The 24292-nt window shown below is 39.7% G+C and carries 23 protein-coding genes; 14 read left to right on the plus strand and 9 right to left on the minus strand.

The genetic code is table 11. The annotated features are described in order from the left end of the window. Window positions 1-12 precede the first annotated feature (12 nt). The 14 genes from KF872_02415 to KF872_02480 all read left to right on the plus strand — a co-directional run bounded on the left by KF872_02415 (window position 13) and on the right by KF872_02480 (window position 12489). Window positions 13-1605 carry an ABC transporter substrate-binding protein gene (locus KF872_02415; GenBank protein ID MBX2902383.1) on the plus strand — a complete coding sequence of 531 codons (1593 nt, stop codon included), beginning with the start codon at window positions 13-15 and terminating at the stop codon, window positions 1603-1605. A gap of 102 nt (window positions 1606-1707) precedes the next feature. Continuing rightward, the gene (locus KF872_02420; protein ID MBX2902384.1) at window positions 1708-2367 is read left to right on the plus strand and encodes a phosphatidylserine decarboxylase family protein; all 660 of its coding nucleotides are present in this window, start codon (window positions 1708-1710) and stop codon (window positions 2365-2367) included. A gap of 26 nt (window positions 2368-2393) precedes the next feature. After that, complete coding sequence (locus KF872_02425; GenBank protein MBX2902385.1) at window positions 2394-2687, plus strand: hypothetical protein; 294 nt, start codon at window positions 2394-2396, stop codon at window positions 2685-2687. A 133-nt stretch (window positions 2688-2820) separates the two neighbouring features. Continuing rightward, complete coding sequence (gene tatC / locus KF872_02430; protein ID MBX2902386.1) at window positions 2821-3630, plus strand: twin-arginine translocase subunit TatC; 810 nt, start codon at window positions 2821-2823, stop codon at window positions 3628-3630. Between the two features lie 4 nt (window positions 3631-3634). Beyond that, on the plus strand, window positions 3635-4072 hold the full coding sequence (rpiB, locus tag KF872_02435; protein MBX2902387.1) for a ribose 5-phosphate isomerase B: 438 nt from the start codon (window positions 3635-3637) through the stop codon (window positions 4070-4072). Window positions 4073-4567: 495 nt separating this feature from the next. Next, window positions 4568-6220 (plus strand): thioredoxin family protein, encoded by a 1653-nt coding sequence (locus KF872_02440; protein ID MBX2902388.1) that lies wholly within the window; start codon window positions 4568-4570, stop codon window positions 6218-6220. Window positions 6221-6354: 134 nt separating this feature from the next. Next, on the plus strand, window positions 6355-7224 hold the full coding sequence (locus tag KF872_02445; GenBank protein ID MBX2902389.1) for a M23 family metallopeptidase: 870 nt from the start codon (window positions 6355-6357) through the stop codon (window positions 7222-7224). A 21-nt stretch (window positions 7225-7245) separates the two neighbouring features. Beyond that, window positions 7246-7647 carry a polymer-forming cytoskeletal protein gene (locus tag KF872_02450; protein MBX2902390.1) on the plus strand — a complete coding sequence of 134 codons (402 nt, stop codon included), beginning with the start codon at window positions 7246-7248 and terminating at the stop codon, window positions 7645-7647. A gap of 1 nt (window position 7648) precedes the next feature. Further along, on the plus strand, window positions 7649-8215 hold the full coding sequence (locus tag KF872_02455; GenBank protein MBX2902391.1) for an archaeosortase/exosortase family protein: 567 nt from the start codon (window positions 7649-7651) through the stop codon (window positions 8213-8215). After that, window positions 8216-8710, plus strand: coding sequence for a hypothetical protein (locus tag KF872_02460; GenBank protein MBX2902392.1), 495 nt, complete (start codon window positions 8216-8218; stop codon window positions 8708-8710). Window positions 8711-8777: 67 nt separating this feature from the next. Further along, window positions 8778-9446 (plus strand): hypothetical protein, encoded by a 669-nt coding sequence (locus tag KF872_02465; protein ID MBX2902393.1) that lies wholly within the window; start codon window positions 8778-8780, stop codon window positions 9444-9446. Between the two features lie 91 nt (window positions 9447-9537). Then, window positions 9538-11109 (plus strand): tetratricopeptide repeat protein, encoded by a 1572-nt coding sequence (locus KF872_02470; GenBank protein ID MBX2902394.1) that lies wholly within the window; start codon window positions 9538-9540, stop codon window positions 11107-11109. 7 nt (window positions 11110-11116) lie between these two features. Beyond that, window positions 11117-11683, plus strand: a complete 567-nt coding sequence (def, locus tag KF872_02475) for a peptide deformylase (GenBank protein MBX2902395.1) — start codon at window positions 11117-11119, stop codon at window positions 11681-11683. Between the two features lie 8 nt (window positions 11684-11691). Continuing rightward, window positions 11692-12489: an amidohydrolase gene (locus KF872_02480; protein MBX2902396.1), complete on the plus strand. Its 798-nt coding sequence runs from the start codon at window positions 11692-11694 to the stop codon at window positions 12487-12489. Between the two features lie 72 nt (window positions 12490-12561). Here KF872_02480 and KF872_02485 read toward each other — a convergent pair whose 3' ends face one another. The 9 genes from KF872_02485 to KF872_02525 all read right to left on the minus strand — a co-directional run bounded on the left by KF872_02485 (window position 12562) and on the right by KF872_02525 (window position 24194). Beyond that, on the minus strand, window positions 12562-12750 hold the full coding sequence (locus KF872_02485; GenBank protein MBX2902397.1) for a hypothetical protein: 189 nt from the start codon (window positions 12748-12750) through the stop codon (window positions 12562-12564). Window positions 12751-12819: 69 nt separating this feature from the next. Beyond that, the gene (gene sucD, locus KF872_02490) at window positions 12820-13704 is read right to left on the minus strand and encodes a succinate--CoA ligase subunit alpha (protein MBX2902398.1); all 885 of its coding nucleotides are present in this window, start codon (window positions 13702-13704) and stop codon (window positions 12820-12822) included. Between the two features lie 63 nt (window positions 13705-13767). Next, complete coding sequence (locus KF872_02495; protein MBX2902399.1) at window positions 13768-14526, minus strand: ATP-binding cassette domain-containing protein; 759 nt, start codon at window positions 14524-14526, stop codon at window positions 13768-13770. Continuing rightward, on the minus strand, window positions 14523-15266 hold the full coding sequence (locus tag KF872_02500) for an ABC transporter permease (GenBank protein MBX2902400.1): 744 nt from the start codon (window positions 15264-15266) through the stop codon (window positions 14523-14525). The genes KF872_02495 and KF872_02500 overlap by 4 nt, the downstream gene beginning before the upstream one ends. A gap of 141 nt (window positions 15267-15407) precedes the next feature. After that, the gene (locus tag KF872_02505; protein ID MBX2902401.1) at window positions 15408-16355 is read right to left on the minus strand and encodes a glycosyltransferase family 2 protein; all 948 of its coding nucleotides are present in this window, start codon (window positions 16353-16355) and stop codon (window positions 15408-15410) included. Beyond that, complete coding sequence (locus KF872_02510; GenBank protein ID MBX2902402.1) at window positions 16355-16885, minus strand: DUF4199 domain-containing protein; 531 nt, start codon at window positions 16883-16885, stop codon at window positions 16355-16357. The genes KF872_02505 and KF872_02510 overlap by 1 nt, the downstream gene beginning before the upstream one ends. Before the next feature lie 10 nt (window positions 16886-16895). Continuing rightward, the gene (locus tag KF872_02515; GenBank protein ID MBX2902403.1) at window positions 16896-18176 is read right to left on the minus strand and encodes a dihydroorotase; all 1281 of its coding nucleotides are present in this window, start codon (window positions 18174-18176) and stop codon (window positions 16896-16898) included. 166 nt (window positions 18177-18342) lie between these two features. Then, the gene (locus tag KF872_02520) at window positions 18343-18690 is read right to left on the minus strand and encodes an RNA-binding protein (GenBank protein MBX2902404.1); all 348 of its coding nucleotides are present in this window, start codon (window positions 18688-18690) and stop codon (window positions 18343-18345) included. A 125-nt stretch (window positions 18691-18815) separates the two neighbouring features. After that, a complete protein-coding gene (locus tag KF872_02525; protein ID MBX2902405.1) occupies window positions 18816-24194 on the minus strand; it encodes an alpha-2-macroglobulin family protein in 5379 nt (1792 codons plus the stop codon). Window positions 24195-24292 lie beyond the last annotated feature (98 nt).

A 24292-nucleotide genomic window follows, 5' to 3' on the forward strand; every position in this document is an offset into this window, starting at 1 on the left:
ACCTTAGCATTAATGATTCGATTTATTCTGCTTTATGCATTAGCTGCCTTTTTTGGGGGTTGTGGCGACAATACTGTCAAAAAGGATTTAAAAGTATTTCGCTACAATCAGTCTTCGGGTATTAGTTCGCTCGATCCGGCATTTTCTAAAGACCAAGCAACCATTTGGGCGTGCAACCAACTTTACAATAGTTTGGTGGCATTAGACTCAAATTTAAACATTGTGCCTGCTATTGCACAGCATTGGCAAGTTTCTGCGGATGGGTTGCGTTATACGTTTTATTTAAGAAGCGATGTTTTTTTTCATAACAATGAGTGTTTTGTTGGCGGCAAGGGCAGGCGCGTAACGGCACAAGATGTAGTATATAGTTTCAATAGAATTATTGATGAAAAAGTAGCTTCGCCAGGCGCTTGGATTTTTAATGGAAAAGTGGCATCCGATACTCCATTTTTAGCGGTAAACGATTCTGTTTTTCAAGTAACATTAGCACAAAAGTTTCCGGCTATACTTGGCATTCTTTCTATGCAGTATTGCAGCGTTATTCCTAAAGAGGCGGTAGAAAAGTATAAGGAAAAATTCCGTTCAAATCCGGTGGGTACAGGCCCATTTAAATTTAAAAAATGGGAAGAAGGAAATGCATTGGTTATGCTTAAAAATGAAGCTTACTTTGAGCGCGATGCTGCAGGAAACTCACTTCCGTATATTGATGGTATAAAGGTGAGTTTTATTGACAATAAAAAAACAGAGTTTCTATCGTTTAAGCAAAAGCAAATAGATTTTATATCGGGAATAGATGCTGCCTATATTGATGAAGTGTTGGAAGAAGACGGCTCGCTCAAAAAAAGTTGGGAAGGGAAAATGGTGTTGCAAAAAAGCCCGTACCTGAATACTGAATACTTAGGTTTTTTTACACAGGAAAATTCAACCTCCAATCCATTTACAAATAAAGATTTGCGGAAAGCCATCAACTATGGTATCAATAAAAAGGAATTGATTCAATACCTGCGAAATGGAGTGGGCAAGCCGGCAGTGCAAGGTTTTTCTCCATTCGGTTTGCCATCTTTTTCCCAAGATTTAAAGGGGTATGCATTCGATGTGGAGCAAGCAAAAGCTCATCTTAAAAGATCGGGATATAAAGGCGAGGAACTTAAACTTTATAGCAACGAAACTTACAAGGATATGGCTGTTTTAATAGCCAAACAGTTAGATGCGATAGGATTAAAGGTGAAAGTAGAAATGGCACAGCCAGCCATGCTACGCGAGTGGATGAGCCAAGGTAAAGTGCTTTGGTTTAGAGGTTCGTGGTTGGCAGATTACCCGGATGCCGAAAACTATTTTGCAGTGTTTTACGGGAAGAATGCTGCACCTCCTAATTATACTCGGTTTAATAATGCTGCCTTTAACACCTTGTATGAATCTACTTTTTCGATTTCAAACGAGGCACAGCGTTTTGAAGTTTACCGCAAACTAGATTCCATAATTATTGAAGAGGCTCCGGTGGTGCCGCTTTACTACGATGAAGTGTTGCGGTTTATGCAACCCGGTATTTCCGGCATAAGCCCTAATGCACAAAATTTACTCGATTTGCGCAGGGTGAAATTATAGACACTTATTTTGTATAAAAACGCTTAATAACTTTATGTTTTGTAATAGTTAAGGAAACTCTATTACATTCGCATTATAGAAATTAGAATAATGAAAAGAAAAATCACGATACACAGAGAAGGGCATAGAATACTTCTTGTTACCGGTTTGATTTTGCTTGTAATAAATGCACTAGTAGCATTTATCCTGCGCGATAATGTTACCTATTGGATTACAGGCTTTCTATCGCTTTTGATATTGGGCGCATTTGCTTATTTCTTTAGAATACCGCACCGCGAATTGGTAATATCCGACAACAAAGTAATAGCACCTGCCGATGGTAAAATTGTAGTGGTAGAAGAAGTAGAAGAAAAAGAGTATTTCAACGACCGCAGAGTGCAAGTAAGTATTTTTATGAGTCCTGCCAATGTGCATGTAAATAGAACACCGCTTGCCGGAACTGTTACTTATCAAAAGTATCATCCGGGAAAATACTTGGTGGCATGGCACCCAAAAAGTTCTGAAAAGAACGAGCGCAATACAGTAGTAATTGAAAACGAAGACGGAATAGAAATTTTAATAAGGCAAATTGCAGGTAAATTGGCTCGTAAAATACGTTGGTATTTAAACGAAGGCGATGAAGTAAACCAAGGCGCAGAGTTGGGCTTTATTAAGTTTGGTTCGCGCGTAGATTTGTTTTTGCCAATTGGCACTCAAATAGAAGTAGATTTAAAGCAAAAAGTAAAAGGAGGGCTAACGGTTATAGGTACGTTGCCGCAATAATTTTTTTAACCATTAAAAATCGAAGTATGAAATCAGTATTTTCAGTTATTTTCTTCTCTATGTTAGCATTTTCTATTGCTGCATACAGCCACGATGGCGGAAAAAAGAAGTCTAAGAAGAAAGCATGTTGTGCTCAAATGCAAGCTAAAGGCGGTTGTTCTAAAGATGCAGCTGCTGCAGGCAGTGCCACACCGGCATGTTGTGCAAAAGGAGGTGCCAAAAAAGAATGCACTCATTCAGCATCTACTCAGCCTGCTGGCGAAGCTAAGCCGGGTTGCAGCCACGGAGGTCATCCACACGACCACAATCATTCAAAATAGCCGATAATTCGGTGAGTTGCTTGCCGAGTAGGTTCAAATAACACGGACAATCAAAATAAAGCCTGCCAAAATTTATTTGGTGGGCTTTTTTGTACAAAAACTTTGCTGTACATCATTACTTTCGCGCTGCTTTATGGCAGAAAATGAAAATGATGAAATGGGGTTTTTCGATCACCTCGAAGTGCTGCGTTGGCATTTAATGCGCTCGGTTGTGGCCATACTTATCTTTGCCGTACTTTTTTTAGTTAAAAACGATTTTGTATTCGATACACTGCTCTTTGGGCCTGCCAAAGACGGTTTTATTACATACAAAGTACTGTGTTCCTTAGCGCATAAATTTCATTTGCCCGATTCGCTTTGTATTGGCGGCATGAAAATGCAATTGATGAATACCGAATTATTTGGCCAGTTCATTACGCAGTTAAAAACAGCTTTTGTGCTTGGCTTTATTGTGGCATTCCCGTATGTGATATTCGAAGTGTGGCGTTTTATTCGCCCGGCTCTTACAGAAAGCGAAGCCCGCAATGCCGGAAAAGTAATAATTGGATGCTCGCTGTTTTTCTTTCTTGGTATAGCATTCAGTTACTTTGTAATTATTCCTTTCTCGGTAAATTTTGCATTTAATTATGTAGTGAGTGAACAAATAGACAACCGAATTACTCTAGATAACTACATTTCATTTTTTACAATGATGAGCTTAGGAATTGGGCTTATTTTTGAATTGCCTATGATTGCCATAGCGCTGGCGCGAATCGGGTTGCTTAGTGCACAAACCATGCGTAGTTTTAGGAGGCATTCGGTAGTAGTTATTTTAATTGTAGCGGCAGTAATTACACCTTCGCCCGATGTGTTTACACAAATGTTGGTAGCCATTCCAATGTATTTCTTGTTTGAGCTGAGCATAATTGCAGCAGCAAGAGTTGAAAAAAGAATTGCAGATTAGCGTTATGAAAACATCCATTGCACTTGGCGGAGACCACGCAGGTTTTGAATATAAAAAGGAGCTGTTGCAGTTTCTTTCCGAAGCAGGTTTTGAAGTAAAAGACTTTGGCCCGTATAGCAGCGAAAGTTGCGATTATCCGGATTTTGTGCATCCCGTAGCACAAGCGATAGAAACCAATACACACACATTTGGTATATTGATTTGCGGCAGCGCCAACGGAGTGGCAATTACTGCCAATAAACACCAAAAAATTCGCGCAGCCATTGCTTGGAATAATGAATTGGCGGCTTTGGCAAGGCAGCACAATAATGCCAATATCCTTTGCCTGCCTGCACGTTTTATTTCATTGGAAGATGCAAAAAAACTAACTGAAACTTTTCTTTCAACGGCATTTGAAGGCGGGCGCCACCAAAATAGAGTGAATAAAATACCTTGTTGCTAAAGGTTGTTTACATTTATTCACAACCTTATTGTAACTTTTAAGACATAGCTTCTCGTTACTAACCTTTACCTTCGTGAAATTGTTTTGCGAAAAATAAAGTACTTTATGAAGTTAAAGCACCTTTCATTCCTATTTTCATTTTACCTGATTGCCATTAGTGCCATTGCTCAAATACAAGACCCCGTAAAATGGAGTTGGAAAGCAGAATCACTACAAAACAATGAATACAATTTAGTGTTTACGGCCGTAATAGAAAAGGGCTGGCATACCTATTCGCAGTTTGTAGGCGAAGGTGGGCCGGTGCCAACTTCTTTTATGTTTGAAAAAAATGGTAACGTAGAATTGTTGGGCAAGCCATCAGAAAAAGGCGATAAGGTAATAGAGGGCATGGATCCTTTTTTTGGTATCAATGTAAAGAAGTTTGACGATCGTGCAGTGTTTACCCAAAAGGTAAAAGTGTTGAAAAATACTGTGTTGAAGGGTAGTTTGGAGTATATGGTTTGCGATGAAGCACGCTGCCTGCCACCCGATACCAAAGAGTTTGAATTCGATTTAAAGGTTGGGGGAAAGAATGAGGTTGCTGTGGTAGAGCCTGAAAAGGGTACCCCCGCAGCACAGGCAGAAGAAGCAGTAATGACATTGCCGGATTCGCTATCAGCTGCGGCTCCCATTACATCTAATGTAGAGGTTTCTGCAGCTTCGGAACGTTTTGGCAGTCCGGTAAAGCAATGTGGAACCGCCATTACCGAAACCCATAACCAAACATTGTGGCAAATTATGGTGCTTGGCTTTTTAGCAGGCTTATTGGCATTGCTTACACCTTGTGTGTTTCCTATGATTCCGCTTACCGTTTCGTTTTTTACTAAGCGCAGCGAAAACCCATCGCGCGGAAAAGTAGAGGCCATGTTTTATGCCTTTAGTATTGTATTTATATACTTTTTAATAAGTGTTCCTTTTTTAATTTTCGATATTTCGCCCGATACGCTAAACGAAATTTCTACCGGAGCACCACTCAATATTTTCTTCTTCGTAATCTTTGTAATTTTTGCTTTCTCGTTTTTTGGGTATTACGAAATTAGTTTGCCAAGTTTTATTGCCAATAAGGTAGATTCCGCATCTAATGTAGGCGGTATTATCGGTATCTTTTTTATGGCGGTAACGCTTGCCATTGTATCGTTTTCATGCACAGGGCCTATATTGGGCTCATTGTTGGTGGGCGCACTTACTTCTAGTGGTGGTAAGGCAAATTTGGTTGCCGGAATGACTTCTTTTGGATTGGCGTTGGCGCTGCCCTTTGGTTTGTTTGCATTCTTTCCACGCCTTTTAAAATCGCTGCCCAAAAGTGGTGGTTGGATGACAACCGTAAAAGTAGTGCTGGGATTTTTGGAGCTTATTTTTGCTATTAAATTCTTGTCGAATGCAGATTTGGTAATGCACTGGGGCATACTGAAATACGAAGTGTTTTTGGCCATTTGGATAGTGTTGGGTTTTGCTATGTTCCTTTATTTAATCGGCAAAATTCGTTTCCCGCACGATCATCCTCATCAAGCAATTAGTAAAACGCGTTTGGCGTTTGCCGGAGTTTCTTTAGTGTTTGTATTGTACACAACTACCGGATTGTTTGGAAACGAGTTGAAGGCTTTTAGCGGCTTCCCGCCTCCTAAATTCTATTCGTTAACTAAGCAGGAAATTAAAATCCATCCGGTAATGGATTACGAAGAAGCATTGGCACTCGGAAAAAAAGAAGGCAAACCGGTAATGATTGATTTTACAGGCTGGGCATGTGTAAACTGCAGGAAAATGGAAGAAAATGTATGGACAGATCCAGAAGTTTTTGCAAGGCTTAAAGAAAAATTTGTATTGGTAAGCTTGTATGTGGACGATAGAAAACCATTGCCTGAAAACGAACAATACATCAGTAAATTCAGTGGTAAAAAAATTAAAACCGTAGGCAATAAATGGAGCGATATGCAGGCTACTTATTTCAATAGCAATACACAGCCTTATTATGTGCTTATTTCGCCCAACGAAAAGTTGCTTACACCTCCGGTTGGCTACACGCCCGAAAAGCAAGAATATATCCGCTTTTTAGATTGTGGTTTAGATGCTATGAAAATGGTAGAAATGCAGGCGGTAGCAAGTAAATAGGTGTTGGGCGTAGGAGGCTAAACAGTTGATGTAAAAAGTTATATGAATAGCGCTTGAGTTAAAAAACTTATAGTAGCTTACACCAAAATTTATGTAGGTTTGCCATAAAGCAAAAGAGTAAGCATAGCGAAGAAATGGCAAAGCAACGCACCAATAAAAATACATCGCTCAAAAATCGTTACCGATTTGTGGTGCTGAACGATGAAACTTTTGAAGAAAAATTTGCCCTTACACTTACTAGAAATAACGCCTTTGTTTTTTTAAGCACAGTTGCCGTTGTGCTAGTGGCACTCACTAGTGCAGCAATTATTTACACGCCATTAAAGTATTTTATTCCGGGCTTTGGCGATTACAATTACCGCAGCCAAATATTGCAATTGCAGTTTAAAGCTGATTCGCTAGAAGAAGCTTTTTTATCGCGAGAGTTGTGGTTGAAGAATATGAATGATGTAATAGAAGGAAAAGTAGATACCGGAATTCCTATAGCGCAGCCTAAAACTGCAGCACAGGGGGAAGTAAATCTAAAACAACCATCTAAAGCCGAAGCTGAGTTGCGGAAAATAGTGGAAGAGGAGGAAAGTTTTTCGCTTAGCTATAATGCTACTTCGGTAAACGAGGAGTTGGAAGAGCTAAAGCAAATACATTTTATGCTTCCCGTAAACGGGTTTATTACAGACGATTTTAATGCCGAGCAAGGGCATTTTGCACTCGATATTGTTACGCCCAAAGATGAACCGGTTAAGGCCATTTTAGACGGTACCATTGTAAGTGCAGCATTTAGTTTAGAGGGGGGCAATACTATTGCCATTCAGCATAAAGATAATTTGGTGAGTTTTTACAAGCATTTGGGAAATATTTCGAAGAAAACGGGTACATTTGTACGAGCAGGTGAAGTAATTGGTATTGTTGGTAATACTGGAGAACTTACCAGTGGTCCGCACCTTCATCTCGAAGTTTGGAAGAACGGAAAACCAATAAACCCCAAAGCAATTATCCCGTTTTAGAGAACTAAACCTAATTTGAAAATGTTTGCAAAAAAAGAAGCCAACCAAGACAAGCTATCCATTCAAAAAGCCATGACCATGTTTGGGCAAGGCACGCAAATTGAAGGTAGCGTTAATTCCGATGGCGATATAAGAATAGATGGTGAAGTTAAAGGTGCACTTACCTCTAAAGCAAAAGTGGTAGTAGGCATTACAGGAGCCGTAGATGGCGATATTTTTTGCCAAAATGCTACCATAGAAGGAAAAGTAAATGGCAATATTTTTGTATCGGATTTGTTGATACTTACCAAGTCTGCATTGGTAACAGGCGATATTCAATTAAAAAAATTGGTGGTAGAAGAAGGTGCGCGTTTTTCAGGAAAGTGCAGCATGGGTAATTTGCAGGTAAATCGTAATCAGGAAGCGCTTTCTAAAGCACTATAACATGCTTTCGCCTTCCATTTCAAACTTTTGGGGCAACTGGAAAGATGCATTTTTCTTTATGTTGAAAATTGCACTAGTGTATGGTTCATGGCGTGTGTTAAAGCATTTGGGCGAAGCCGATCCCAATTTTTTGTTTGGTGCTTGGGAAGGCATGTACGATTTTATTGCAAAGCGGCTTGCCGAAGCCACATCAGTAATTTTAACCTTGTTGGGCTATAGCCACAAGCAGTATGGCAGGGTGGTAATTCCCGATGGTGCAAGAGGAATTATTATTGCCAATTTGTGTGTGGGCGTAGCGGCATTTTACATTTATACCGGTTTAATAATTGCATTTGGAACCAATTGGCGCGATAAACTTTGGTTTATTCCGCTTGGCTTGCTACTTATCTTTATTATCAATATTTTTAGAGTGCTTGCCCTTGTGTTGGTACAGTTGCATTACGAGCAATTTTTTAAACTGGCACATACTTATGTTTATGTTGTAATTACCTATGGGCTTATTTTTGCTTTGGTAGTTTTTTGGATGGAAAAGTTAGCTTTTAAAAATGCCAAACAGGCAATGCAGTAAATGGAAAAGAAAGTAGTTTTTGTTCAGTTGTTACAAGAGTTGGTATGGTGGGTTATTACTGCGGTGGTTTGCATAGCCGTGTTAAAGCCGGTTACAGAAAAAATAAACTACGGTTACCTGATAGAAAATGCGTTTTTTATAGTGGCAGGTATTACAACTATTCGTTATTTTCTATTTTTTAATTCATTATTTTTTTTGAAAAACAAGTGGGTGCGCTTTGTGTTTTTTACTATGAATTTTGTATTGTGGGTGTATGTACTGAACCGCTACGAAATGCTGTTACAAACAATTGATTATTTTGATATTGGCTATTTCGGAATGCCACTAAAGCCACTTACCACACACGAACACACAACACTATTGCAGTATTTGTATAAAGAAATTTTATTAAGTGGACTTTGTGCTTTGTTGGGTTTTATGCTGTTGAATCTTCGTTTTGTAGGTTCTTATTGGAAAGTAGCTAAAGTTAGATTTACCACTCGGATGCAAACGTAAAAAGCAACCGAATTGGTTTCTTAATTTTAATAACTGAAATAGGTTTTTAAATTTGTAAACTAAGCATATGAAAAAAATATATTTTGCCTTTTTAGTATCGTTAGGATTGGTGTCCTGCAGTAGCGAATCTGGTATTCACGGTGAACGTGAAACTACCTTTGCACTTTACAAGTTAATTTACCAAGCTTCTGGTAACACAACTCGTGCACAAGCAGAGTTTTATGAGTTTAACGAAAATGGCAGAAAGCTGAATTTGCAGCGCTCTGCATCTGCCGAAGTACGTTTTAAGAATTCTACTCAAGATGTAAAGTTCAACGATAATAGTTTGTATTTCTACCGCGACTTCAAAGGTAAAGAAATAGGAGTGTCGGTATATTTTGAGTATGTGGCCAAAACTCAAGCATACGTTAATACTTTATCACTGCCAACCTCTATTGGAATTGGTACTAGTTTCAACTCGTTTGTAAAGGCAAATGGCGCTACCGTTCCTTTTACCGGAGCCGTGGCAGCAAACGAAAAAGTAGTACTTAAAATTGCAGATGCTACATTTGAGAATGCAACGCTTGGAAGCGCTGAATTTGTATTAAGTGCACAAGATGTAGCGGCTGTTCCTGTAGGTAATGTGCCGGTGTCGGTTACGCGCATTAAGCGAGTAGCAGCCGCAGAAGCCACACCTGCCGGAGGTATTTTGCAAACAGAGTACCATTCGGGAGATAAAATAATTACCGTTCAGTAAAATTCTAAATAAATTTTAACGCTGTTTTAAGCGCTGTAAACTTATTTTCGCCAACTCAGTCGTATTGGCATTATTCAATAACATTTAAGAAATGAAAAAAACGTTTTATGTAGCGGCTTGTGCATTTTTAGCATATTCTGCCAGCGCACAAACCATTCAAGACGCACAAAAAGAAATTGAAAGCGAAAACTTTTTCAAAGCAAAATCGCTATTAAAAAAGATGTTGGTAGATCCTGCCAGTGATAAAAGTGCAGTAAACTACTACTTAGGTAATGCTTACTTGAAAGATGATGATAAAGATTCTGCAAAAATATTCTATAATGCAGCAGTAGCAACCGATGCAAAAGCCGCAATTGCCAGTACCGCAGCCGGAAGATTAGCACTACTAAGCAATAAGAAAGAAGAAGCCAAAACAGCCTTTGATCGTGCTTTGCAAACTACCAGATTTAAAAATGCCGAGATACACTACCAAGTAGGCGATGCTTACTATTCTGCTCCCGAAAGGAATTTGCCGGAAGCTGTAAAAGCATTTGAAGAAGCAGTTCGTTTAAGTCCTAAAAATGGTAATTATTTAATTGCATTAGGCGATGCTTATTTAGATAGCAACGAAGGCGGTAAAGCACTTAGCAAATATGAGTCTGCACGCGATTTAGATCCTAAAAATGCTTTAGCATTATTGAAAGTTGCTCGCGTAAACCGTGCCGGTAAAATTTATCCCGATGCTATTACGGCTTACGAAAGCGCCATTCAAGTTGACCCCAATTTTGCCATTGCATACAAAGAGTTGGGCGAAACTTACTACCTCAGCAAGCAGTACGATAAAGTAGCGCCTATGTTTAAGAAGTATGTAGAGCTAAATAGTGAAGATGCTGAGGCAAGAACTAAATACATTGCTTTTCTTTTCCAAACAAAAGATTATGAAAATGTAATAACTGAAGCCCAAAAGGCATTAGCAGCAGAGCCAAACAACTATGTTTATTACAGAATGACAGCTTTTGCAAATTACGAGTTGAAGAGGTACAAAGATGGATACGAAGCCTCACAAAAATTTTGGGCGCTAAACGATAAAAAAGTAAAGCCGATAGATTATGTATATTCTGCAAAATTGGCATCGCTAGCCGGAGATACTGCTCAGGCTATTAGCTACTTTACCACAGCTTTACAGAATGAGCCAGATAACTGCGATTTGTTGGGTGAGTTTGCAAAGGCACTGTATTTTGCAAAACGCTATCCCGAAGCAGTTACACAGTACAATGCTAAGTTTACAAAGTGTGGTTCGTTGGCAGCATTAGATATTTTCAATCTTGGAAGAGCATATTTCTTTAATAAAGACTATGTGAATGCCGATACTACTTTTGCTCAATTTATTGAGAGAACACCTTCTACACCCGAAGGATATTTATGGCGTGGTAAAAATGCAGCATTTATGGACGATGCTGCCAGTCCTAAGTTTTTGGCAATGCCTTACTATCAGTTGTTTGTAGATAAGTTTGGTGCAGACCCAACCAAAAACAAAAAAGGACTGATTGAGTCGTATATCTATTTAGGTTCTTACTATGCATCTAAAAATGATGTGGCAACTGCAAAAGCTAATTTTAATAAAGCATTGGAGTTAGACCCGGCAGATAAGGATGCTTTGGAACTTTTAAAAATGATGAAGTAATAAAATAATGATACTGCCAATTGTAGCTTATGGCGAACCGATACTTCGTAAAAGAGGCGTAGATATAGATAAAAATTATCCAGATCTCCAGAAGTTGATAGACGATATGTTTGAAACAATGGAGCATGCCAAAGGCGTAGGCTTAGCAGCTCCACAGATAAATAAATCTATTAGGCTGTTTGTAATAGATAGCATTAGAATGACCGATGATGATGACGATACTCCTAATCCGGAGGGCTTAAGAGAAGTATTTATTAACCCTAAGTTGTTTGATGAAACCGGAAAGGAATGGGTGTTTGAAGAAGGTTGCCTGAGTTTGCCGGGTATAAGAGAAAATGTAACCCGCTTAGATACAATTGCCATTCAGTATTACGATCGCGATTTTAATTTTCACGAAAAGACCTTTCATAAACTCACTGCACGTGTAATTCAGCATGAGTACGACCATATTGAAGGAAAGCTGTTCATAGACCATTTGAAACCTTTGAAAAGAACATTGCTTAAAGGTAAACTAGAAAATATTTCTAAAGGGAAGGTGAACGTAGATTACAAAATGCGCTTTCCTAAAAAGTAGTTTATTGTATGCAGGCTGAATTAAAAGTAGCCTTAGTGCAAACAACGCTGGCTTGGGAAGATATAGCTGCCAATTTACAACATTTTACTGCGCTGCTTGCCGATGTGCCACCGGTGGATGTTATAGTACTACCGGAGATGTTTTCTACAGGATTTTCTATGAATACCGCATTGGCAGAGTCAATGGATGGGAGTGCGGTAACATGGATGAAGGATATGGCTGCCAAAAAGAAATCGGTATTATGTGGGAGCTTAATGATGGTGGAAAATGGCTCGTTTTTTAATCGTTTTGTATGGGTAACGCCTGCCGGAAGTATTGCAGTTTACGATAAACGTCATCTCTTTTCGCTTAGTAAGGAGCAATTGTATTACACCGCAGGAACCCAAAAGCTGGTAATTGAATATAAGGGTTGGAAAATTTGCCCAATGATTTGCTACGATTTAAGATTTCCTGCATGGAGTCGCAACCAAAGTTTATATGATGTGTTGCTATATGTGGCAAGTTGGCCTCAGAAGCGTAGCTTGGCTTGGAAAGCATTGTTGCCTGCTCGTGCAATAGAAAATCAGTGCTATGTAATTGGCGTGAATCGAATTGGCTGCGATGGAAGTAACGTAGAGCATGCTGGCGACTCGGCTCTTTTTTCGCCATTGGGCGATATGTTGAGTGCTAATATCGAAGATAAGGAATGTGTTACTATGGTAGTATTGCAGGCATCAACCATAAAAGATGTTAGAGCTAAACTTCCCTTTCTACAAGATGCCGATACTTTTATGATAAGTTCAACAATTGAAAGTAAGCTAGATTAGTTTGGTATTGGACAAAAAAAAGAGGCTGTTTTTTTAAAACAACCTCCTTAATATAAACCTAAAGATATAAAGTTAAGCGGTTTTGCTCTTTGCTTCTCTAATTTTTTTTGCACCATAAACAGCTCCGGCACCCAATAGCAATAATGCCCCACCATCAATAGGTGTTGCTACTGGAGGCGGAGGTCCTCCCGGACCTTGTGCAAACAATACAGAAACACTAACAAATGTAAGAGCCAAAGAGGCTAAGATTTTGTATTTCATAGAAGTGTATTATTTCTAATTGGATACAATAATAATTTTTTTTTTCAAATTCCAAATGTGGAATTGTAGTTAAACTGTTACAGATTTTAAAACATTGGCTACCGTTTCTCCTATTTCTGCGGGTGAGGCTACTACGGTTAATCCACATTGACGCATAATTTCCATTTTAGCAGCAGCAGTATCTTCTGCTCCACCAATAATGGCTCCGGCATGTCCCATTCTTCTTCCGGCAGGTGCAGTTTGGCCTGCAATGAAACCTATTACCGGCTTTTTATTGCCATTTTCTTGAATCCAACGAGCGGCATCGGCTTCTAAGCTGCCACCAATTTCGCCAATCATAACAATGGCTTCTGTTTCTGGATCGTTCATGAATAATTCAACGGCCTCTTTGGTGGTGGTACCAATAATTGGGTCGCCTCCAATACCAATGGCGGTGGTAACGCCTAGTCCGGCTTTGGCAACTTGGTCGGCAGCTTCGTAAGTGAGTGTGCCGGATTTTGAAACGATGCCTACATTACCTTTTTTGAAAACAAAACCGGGCATAATACCAACTTTAGCTTCGTTTGGTGTAATAATGCCAGGGCAGTTTGGGCCAATTAGTCTAGAATTTCTAGTGCTTAAAAAGTTTTTAACTTTCACCATGTCTTGTACGGGAATGCCTTCGGTAATGGCTACAATTAGCTCAATTCCGGCATCGGCAGATTCCATAATGGCATCGGCAGCAAATGCAGGTGGAACAAATATTATGCTTACGTTTGCGCCTTCTTGTTTTCTGGCATCCCATACGGTATTAAATACGGGCTTTTCAATATGTTTGGTACCACCTTTGCCCGGAGTAACTCCTCCAATAACGTTGGTGCCGTATTCAATCATTTGGGTGGCGTGGAAGGTGCCTTCTTTTCCTGTAAAACCTTGTACTACTACTCTTGAATTTTTGTTTACTAATACACTCATAATGAAAACGTTAGATTGCTAAATTTTATTCAATGTTGTTTGCTGAAATTTAAGTTTTATAGTTTAATACTGTGCTCTTCTTCTCAAATCTTTCAGAAAATCGGAAGCGAATATAAAATCAAAAAGTTCTCCGGAGGTTATTTGTAGTATTTCTTTGTTATTGCCTTCCCAGTACTTTAATCCTTCGTGTAAAAAAACTACTTTATCGCCTATGCCCATTACGCTGTTCATATCGTGGGTATTGATTACAGTAGTCATTTTGTATTCTTCTGTAATTTCTTTGATAAGATGGTCTATTACTAGTGCGGTTTTGGGGTCTAAGCCGGAGTTGGGTTCATCGCAGAATAAGTATTTGGGGTTATTTACAATGGCGCGTGCAATGCCAACACGTTTTTTCATGCCACCAGAAAGTTCGCCCGGGTATTTCTTGTTGGTTCCGCTCATGTTTACTCTATGGAGGCAAAAGTTTACGCGATCGGCCTTTTCGCTGTCTGCCATATCTGTAAACATATCTAAAGGAAAACGGATGTTGTCTTCCACGGTCATTGAATCGAAGAGTGCGGTTCCTTGGAAAAGCATTCCAAATTCTTGGCGGATTTTTTTCTTTTCGTCAAAATCCATTTTGGTTATATCGCGGTTGCTGTAAAGGATGCTTCCTTCATCGGGCTCAAACAGCCCTACCAAACATTTTAACGTTACGGTTTTTCCGGAACCGGATTTCCCTATAATGAGGTTGCATTTTCCTGCTTCAAAAACTGTACTCACACCACGCAAAACTTGCTGTGTGCCAAAGTTTTTCTTTACGTTTTGCATTTCTATCATAACAGTAAAAAGGCAACTAAGAAGTTAACAACAATAACTACAACACTGCTTTGCACTACTGCTTGCGTGCTGGCAACTCCAATTTCTACAGCACCTCCTTGTACAGTATAGCCTTTAAAACACGAAATGGAGGAAATAATAAATGCAAACAAAATGGATTTAATGAACATGATAAATACATCGTAGCTTTTCATGGCATCTTGTACACCGCGTACATATTCGCTGGTAGTGTAGAAATTGCCAAGCACGCCAGCCAGCCAGCCTCCGGTAATTCCTAAAAATACACTAATAATTACCAACATAGGAAACATAAAAAAGGCTGCAATAATTTTGGGGCCAATAAGATAGGAGCGGGTATTTACACCCATAATTTCGTATGCGTCAATTTGTTCGCTTATACGCATGGTTCCTAACTCTGAAGCGATGTTTGAGCCTACTTTTCCTGCTAAAAGAAGTGCTGAAAGGGTAGGGGCTAATTCTAATATCATGCTCTTGCGCACAATGGAGCCCATCCACCACATGGGCACTAAGCTAATGCTGCGCAATTGGTACGAGAACTGAACAGATGTTACAGCACCCATAAACAGTGAAATAATAGCAATAATTGGCAATGAACCAATACCTATAGAGTAGCATTGGCGCATGGCTTCGAGCCAATACATTTTGGTTTTTTCGGGGCGCGCAAATGATGCGCGTATGAGTAGCAAATAATCACCTAAGGGTTGAAAAATTTTATCCATCGAAAATCAAATCTACATAAATTTTGAAGTTCAAACAGCGCAGATTCTAAGATTGTATCAACAATAGTGTTTCTGCTTTGGCAATGTGTAGCTAAGGGCTGAATGCGTAGTAGGGTGTAGGGTATTGTTTGTTTAGAAAAGTTATTCTGTAATGCCTATTCTTTGGGAAATATCGTATTCGTTTCTATTGGAGGCACTGCGCGAGATAAGTTCTGCTAAAAAACCGGCCAAGAAAAGTTGTACGCCTACGATTATAGAAATTAAACCGAGGTAAAAGATAGGTCGCTCTGTCATTCTATATGCTGCAAATGCAAATTTTGCAATAGAGAGGTACAGCAATACGCAAAAACCAATAAAGAAACTTAGTATGCCCAGACCACCAAATAGGTGCATGGGGCGCTTTGCAAATTGGGTTATGAAGGTAACGCTTAGCAGATCTAATAGTCCATAAAGGAAGCGCTCGATTCCAAATTTGGTAGTGCCGTATTTGCGGGCTTGATGTTGCACTGTTTTTTCGCCTATTTTGGAGTAGCCTGCACGTTTGGCAAGTACTGGAATGTAGCGGTGCATTTCACCATAAACTTCAATGCTTTTTACTACTTCGTTTTTATATGCTTTTAAGCCGCAGTTCATATCATGCAGTTGAATGCCGCTTACTTTTCGGGTTGTCCAATTGTAGAGTTTGCTGGGGATGTTTTTGGTGAGTGTGTTGTCGAAACGTTTTTGTTTCCAACCGCTAACAAGGTCGAAGTTTTCTTTTGTAATTAGGTTGTAAAGTTCGGGAATTTCATCGGGAGAGTCTTGTAAATCGGCATCCATTGTAATTACTACATTGCCTTGTGCAGCTTCAAAGCCTTTATACAAGGCAGCGCTCTTGCCGTAGTTTCTTTTAAATTTTATGCCTTTAAGATTGGGGTTTGCCTGTGCCAGTTGTGTAATTACTTTCCAAGAATTGTCTTTACTGCCATCATCTACTAGAATTACTTCGTAGGTAAAGTGGTGCTGGCTCATAATGCGTTCAATCCACTGCGTTAATTCCGGCAGCGATTCTTCTTCGTTCAACAAAGGTACAACTACTGAAATATCCATCAGGCAATGTTGTTATTGGTGTTTTCGTTTCTTCTCACAAACAAAGCAATGAGCGATGAAAGAATAAGGCTTACTACTAAGGAGCCTGCAAGCCTCATGGCTTGTGTTTTTAGAGTGGGTGAAAAGTCGGTGTATTTCAGTATTTTTAATTGTTTTTCGATTTGGTCTTCGGGCAAATTCATTTTCTCGTACATGGCTGCCGATTTTTCGATGGTTGCTTCTTTAATTATTTCAACCAAGCCGGGGTCTATTACTTTAAAAAGTGCATAGCCAAACCAATCAATAATAAGCGAACTTGTGATGGCAATAATAAACAATACTAAGAATGCTTCGCCATAGCTTTTGTAGCCGTTGTTTTCTTTGCGGTAGGTAATACCGCCATATATCATAAAGAATAAGGGAATTAAATAAATTGATAGCATAAAAAACGATGCGAGTATGGTAGCATCGAGTAGGTAAAACAGCATGTAAATTACTATCATAAGCAAACCGCTCATAATGCCGAATTTAAGTGATGTGGTATATTTCATGGTTTGAAAATTATCTGAGTTCGGGTGCTAAAAATATTTGCCCATTATTGATAACGCCTAATGATTTACCAACAAGTTGCTTGCCAATAAACGGGGTGTTTTTAGAAGTAGAGGCAATATGCTGTTCGGTAAAAATCCATTTAAAATCGGGAGAAAACAGGGTAAGGTCGGCTTTGCTTTCTTCTTGAATTGTATGCGTTGGAATACCTGCAATTTTGCGTGGGTTTTCGGAAAATAGGCGTATTATTTGCTCGGTAGTTACTTTTGTGTGCAATGCTGTATTGGCAAGGGCAAAAGATGTTTCTAATCCAATGATGCCAAAGTCTGCCTTATCGAATTCCAGTTTTTTGCAATCGTTTTCGTGTGGTAGATGTTGCGATGTAATAGTATCAATCGTGTTGTCTTGAATAGCTTTTATGAGTGCATCAATATCGCTTTGGGTGCGCAAGGGCGGATTGGTTTTAAACAAAGTGTTGTAGTTGCCTATAGCTTCATCGGTAGCTGCTAAATGATGTGCATTTACTGATGCTGTTACTTGTAGTTTTTTCTTTTTGGCAGCCCGTATAAGTTCTGTAGATTTTTTGAGTGATATGTCTAAAAAGTGGAGTCTGGATTGGGTGTATTCCAATATAAACAAATCGCGCGCTACTGCTAATTCTTCTGCAAATGCAGGCATGGCAGGTAAGCCAAGTAAAGTACTTGTAACGCCTTCGTGCATAGCTCCGTTTTTGGAGATGCTTTTGTCTTCGGGGTGCATAAAAACTACTCCGTTGAAGGCTTTTATATAATCTAAAGCACGCTCCAATAAACCTGCATTGGGTGAAGGATGTAGCCCATCAGAAAAAGCTACTGCTCCGGAATTATACATGTCGTATAATTCGGCCAGTTCTTTGCCTTCGCAATTTTGTGTAAGTGCTCCTACCGGCAATACGGTTACAATATTTCCTTGTGCTTTGGTGCGCACATACTCTATCATGCTTTTGCTATGCAGCGCAGGTGCAGTATTGGGCATGGTACAAACGTGTGTAAAACCTCCTGTGGCGGCAGCGCGGCAGCCGCTTTCTATATTTTCTTTCGGTTCAAAACCTGGGTCAGCAAAAAAGCTGTTTAAATCTACCCATCCGGTGCTAAGATGTAATCCTTTAAATTTTATCTCGGTGTATTTACCGGAAGGCTTGAGGTTGCTACCAATTTTTGAGATAATACCGTTTTGAATAAAAACATCTTTAACGGTGTTGTGGTGCTTAGAGCCGGTGTCAATAATCTTTGCGGATCGAATAAGAATGTTCATGAAGTTGTTTACCGGAACTCAAAAATATAAATGAAAGGCAATTTTTTGCATGAAGTTTTTCTTCGTGGGTAGAATAGTGTATTTCTAATTGTAGAAATACTATAAAGTGGTATAAAAGAAAGAGGCTGCTCTTTTGGAACAGCCTCTTAAAAGATGAAATAATTATTTACCAGCGTTTTTCGTAACCGCCACGGTTGCCGCCTTTGTTAAAGCCGCCTCCACCGCGATTAAAGCCTCCGCCTTTATTGAAACCACCGCGACTTCCGCCTTCAGGGCGATCTTCGGCTTGTTTCACAGAAAGTTGTCTTTCAAAGAAATCAACACCGTTTAGCTGGGCAATTGCTTGTGTGCCTTCTTCTTCGTTAGGCATTTCAACAAAGCCGAAGCCACGGCTTCTTCCTGTTTGTTTGTCGGTAATAATTTTTACACTGCTTACGGTGCCGAAGCGCTCGAAAGCCTCACGCAGACCGTCTTCGGTGGCGCGGAAGTTAATGTTACTTACGTAAATGTTCATGGACTAAAATTTAATACTGAATACTGTGCTTAGTCCATTCAAATACGAATACCGAATAAAGACTTAAAGACAAATTCGACACGAAAGTAATTCTTTTTGGAATTTTGTAGCATTTTGGTAAAAAATTATTTATTAAGTACTTTTATTATGCCGCTGCCGCTATAAGAGTGGTATTCTCCGGCATACATGGCATCGGCACTTAATGTTCCTAATTGATAGGTGCCGGGGCTAACGGCACGCACGGCATAGTAATAAGTTTGCTTTGTTTTATCGGCATCTACAAAAAAGTGAATACGGTCATCGCGTATATCGGTGTAGGTAGCATAGTTCTCATTTTTTATCCAGTTGGTGCCGGGTATTTCTTTGGTGCGGGGATTTTCAATTTCAAACCCTGCAGGCAGCATATCTGTTATTACAACGTTTTCAATGCTTCTGCCAAAGGCATTTTCGAGCGAAATTGCAACTATTACCAAATCGTTTTGTTTGAAATTAAAATTGGTAATTGCTCGACCATATCTGTCGTAAAAGGTTCTGCGTACTTTTAAGAAGTTGTCTTCTTCTTTTACTTTTCCGGATTTAGAAATGCCACTGCTTTCCCAGAAGTAATAGAGTTTTCCGGTTCCTTTTGTTTCAATTTCAACTTGGTTTGTTTTTAGCTGTGCAGGTGAAATTTTAATTGAATTATTTTTTACTTCTCCTATCAATTTGCCTGCCGATTTTATAGTGGCATGTATATTGCCAGCAGCATCTTTTTTTGCTAACTTACCTAAGGCCGTAATGCCAAACGAAAGTTCTTGTGTGCTTAGGTATTTTCTTGTATTGAACTCTTGGGCAATTTGTTTTGCTAATACGGGAATCTGAAGGTTTTGCGGTTGTACATCAATAAGCACATTTAATGCCAATGCTTGGTTGCGCAAATCGCTGGAGAAGTTGTTGCTTACATCTTTGTCGGAAATTTCCTCTGAAAAATTTTGTGGTAGCAGTTCATTTAGCTTGGATTTATCGCCTCCAAGAGCGAAAGCTGCAGCCAATAAAAATTTGCCTTCGGTGGTGAGCAGATGAGGATTTGCTTTGTAATAATTCATGGAGCTTTTGGGCGTTTTCCCGGCTAAGGAAAGTACATAAAGGCTGTATGGAATTTCAGGCGCGGCAACCATTTTGGAGTTGCCTCGGTTGAAGAAGTATTTGTACATTTCTTTATTGCGCAATTTGGATTCTAAGAATTGAAGAAGTGGATTCAAAAGATGTTCATCTACGGAGTATCCGTTTTGTTTTGCTTCGATAAGAAAATGTGCAGCAAAGGCACTTGCCCACCAATGTTCGCTTGGTTGATTATCCCAAAGGGTGATACCTCCACTATAGAGTTGGCGCATTTTAATTTTTTTGATGGCTTCGGTTACATTGTAAGCGGCAGATTTATTGCTCTGCTGGTTGCTGCCAATGGCTTCGCTTAGTTCAGAGAAGTATATTTGAGGAAAGGCGGCAGCGGTAATTTGCTCGGTACATCCGTATGGATAGTGTATGAGTTCGGTTAGGTTTTTACCAAAGGCTGCTAAGGGTGAATTGCTGAGCGTTAGTGTGTAAGATTCGGTTCCGTTCATAAAATCGGCATTGCCAAGCGTAAGAGATTGGTTTTGTCCTGCGGCAATTATTCCATTGCCTGAAATTTTTTGTAAAGAGGCGGTGGGGCGCACGGTAATGTCTGTTTCATCGCTAAATTTTTCGCTTCCGGAGGTTGCACTTACTTTTACTTTGGCTTCGCCAATACTGTTTTTGGCAAGGAGTTTAAACGATGTTTTGCTTTCGGAATTGGCAGGAATATATAGTTCAGTATTTTCAATACCTTGATATGCCAAAGGACCTTCGGTTGCTACTGCAATTTTTATATTCATTGGTTTGGCGGTGGTGTTGCTTAATGTAAGCGACACATCGGCTTCATCGCCCGGAGATAAAAAGCGTGGTAATCCGGTGCTGAGCACTACAGGATCGGCCACTTTTATAAATGATTCTGCTGCACCAAATTTTTCGTTTACATAGTTTACTGCCATGAGGCGCAACTCGCCACTAAACTGTGGTATGTTTACCTCGAAAGTAGCAGTGCCATTGCTGTTGGTAGATTGTATGCCACTCCAGTAACGCACTAGTTTTACGCGTTTATTGCTAATGGGGTTGGTGCGTTTACTTAAATCGAAACCATCGCCACCAACACTGCGGAGCGGGCTTTTAATTTCGGGGAAAAGGCGGGCGTAAAAATCGTAACCAATTACATTTAATGCACGTTTGCTATAGAAGAAATCGAATGGGTCGGGAGTTTTGTAATTGGTTATTTGCAATATACCTTCATCTACTACCGCTAAGGTAACAAGCGAGTTGGGGGCGCCCTTTACAGTGATGTTTTGGCGTGTGTGGCTTCTAACTTTTTCGGGGGCTTGGATTTGAACATTTATTTTTCTGGCAGGCTCTGACACGCTTATGTTTTTAAAGCCGTGTGCAACGGTAAGCGGCATGGTGCTTTCGGTATGTGCTTTAAAAAGTGTAGCGGTAATATACGCATTGGGCAGGTGTGCTTTCTTTAGTTGAATTGACGCTGTGGCAGTTCTGTTTTCTACGTTTAGATAAAACTTTTCCATTACATCATCGCGCTCTACTGTTACCAGCATTTTTCCGTTAAATGGTGTTTTGAAAAGTAGTTTTGCCTGCTCTCCGGTTTGGTAGTTTTCTTTATCGAGAGCAATGTCAATGTTTCCCTCTTTGTTTACTTCAAAGTTAGAAGTGCTGTTTCCCCAATTTCCGTAGCTATAAAACTGTTGCTGCACATAGCTGTTTGCTCCGGGCAGCGATACTCTAATTTCGTAATCGCCAGGGGTTTTTGGTATGAAATTAAAGACGGTGTTTTGACCGGATATAGTAATGGTTTGGTCGGTAAGAATTTTATCGTCCACTTGACTTTCGTAGCGAAAGTAATCCCAGCTTTTGGTTAGTACGGTTTTGTATTCGTGTTTAATAACTTGAACTCTGGCTTGCGAAGTGGTTGCGGTTTCATTTGCAAGTAGTGCCACTAAACCAAAGCGAATATTTTGGTTGAGTGGTTGATAGTTGTAGTTGTTTTGTTGAATGCCAAGAAATACTTTTTGTGTGAATATATCGGCAGTGTTAAAACGATTTACGGGGCGTCCTGTTTCATCAAAAACGGTAGTGAATAAATTGGCTTTTACAATGCCTTGGTTGGTTATATTGGTTGGCATTTCAAATACTTCGCTAAAGCTGCCGGAATTATTGGTGATGCCTTGTCTTGTAATGCTTTGGAAGTACTCTTCTAAATTGGAAAGCGAAAAATCGTAGTTGGGGAATTTTTTAGGGTTGAATGTTTGGAAGTTGTATTGAAGTTCAACTTCGTAGTTGCGTTCTGCTGCCGGTGTTCCAAAGAAGTTTTGTGCTTCTACTTGCAGTTTTATAGTGTCTTTTTCTGTAAGTTCTGTTTGTGCCAACTTTGAAATTACACGAATTTTATCGGGCATAAATTCTTCTACCAATATACTTTTGCTAGCGAGAAGCACATCGTTTGGTGTAAAGAGTTCAAACAGATAACTGCCCGTAATGGCATTGGCGGGAAGTTCGTAGGCTACTTCAAACGAGCCTTGTTTGTTTAGTGTTTTTTTCTGCGATTTTAGTACTTGTCCGTTGGGTAATTTAAAACTCATTTTCACAGGAATTTCGCCTGCGGGTTGCCAATTGGCAGTGCGTATAATTGCCGATAAATTCACGGTTTCTCCCGGGCGATACATATCGCGCTCGCCATAAATAAATGCATCGAAGCCCGAAGATGAAAGTATTTTTCCTCCCACATCAAAACGGGAAGTTTCTATGCGCGAATCGCGCAAACTTAGATAGTTGAAATCGGTAGATGTTTTTGCTGTAATAAGCGCAGGTGCAAATCCTGGAGCATCGAATTTTTTCAATTGAATTACGGCATTGCCATTATTGTCGGTAATACCGGAGCCAATAAGTTGGTTGTTTTTTCCAAACACTTGGCATTCTACCCTGCCAAGGGCGTTGGCAGATTTTAGAGAGTTGGCAAATACTACAACCGTGTTTTCGGTTTGGCGTGCCATAAGCCCAAGGTCGCTTACAGAAATAAGGCGGCTGTCGTTTATCCAGTAATCGGCAGTGGAGCGCAACATAATGTGGTATAGTCCTTTGAATTCTGGGAGTTTGTCTTTAAAGTTGAAATTCAATACACGCAATTCTCCTTTTTTGGGTAGGCGAGTTGTGGCTATTTCTTCTTCATACACAATATCCGATGCAGAAAAAGAGCCATCGTTGTATTCGTAGTCGCTGTAATAATCGTTTGAAACACCGTTGCTGAGTGCTGCCATTATATTGCTTTCATATACTTTGCGGATGGTGATTTTTACGGCAGGGACATTTACAATATTCACCATTAAATTTTTATTGCCTTTTGCACTAAGGTAGCCTGCAGTTTTATCTGAAAAAGAAATAGATGGCTCTAGTGCACCAAAGCCTATGTTGTTTAAATAATTCTCTTTCAATTCTCCGCCAATAATGCCTTTTAGCCCTTTGGCAATGGTGAGTTCAAATGTTTTGGTGGCATCAAAATCGGGCGATGAAATGAGTATACCCGCATCGGTAACTTGTGCATTAAACGCCACCGGAGGATTGATGCTTATGAATGATTTAAGTTGGTTGCCAAGTATTTTTTGTGATGTATAAACTTGAATAGTTCCTTCTGCGCCATCGTGGGCTGCCTCTACGTTACTGATGTTTAATACAAATGGCGAGGCAAGGGTATAGTTGGCATTTAGTACTTCTTTGGTTTCGTTTTTTCCGCCAATGGGAAGTAAGCCTTTTTTTATTGAGATATGGAGATTATACTCTTTATCTAAAGGTTTTATTCCCTTTATGAAGAGAGAAAATTGTTGTGTATTATCGGTAGGAGTTAAAGTAAAAGGAGTTTCTATTCCATTTACTTTAGCTGAAATAAATTTTTCTAAGCCGTTTATATTTTGACCGTGGGTAAAGACAACATCTGCCTGAATACCAATTTCGCGGGTGGCGCTATTGGTTACAGTCCATTGAGCTGTAAAGTTTTCAATATGTTGTGGTGAAGTATAGAAGTTTAGCTTAGCAATACGCCCCAATTTATACTTTGAAAATTTGCAAACGGCATCGGTAATTTCTGCCGTGAATGTGGTGGCAGGCGGTAACCCGTTTGCAGGTGAAAACACTAAGGTGTTGTTGTTTTCCCAGCGGTAACTGCCTTCTATATTGGGTGAAAATTTTATGTAATCTTCTTTGAGCCATCCTCCGGCTTGCAAGAGGCTGTCGCTTACCACATCTTTACTAAAGGAGAACGTGAGATTGGTGCGCAATGGAACTTCTTCGGTGCAGTTGGTGGCTATAAGTGTAACTCTGTTTGAGTTGTTGCATGCAGCAATAAAGAGCAGCACAATTGCCGCAAGGGAAGTCGGAAAATTAAGGCGCATAAAATGAAGTTTGAAAGGAAAGCGAATGTAAAACGGAAGGTAAATAATTTTATTTCAGTAACGGTAGTGTGTTTTTTATATGAGGCTGCTTATTAAAC

This window comes from Chitinophagales bacterium (assembly GCA_019638515.1).
Classification (GTDB): domain Bacteria; phylum Bacteroidota; class Bacteroidia; order Chitinophagales; family LD1; genus UBA7692.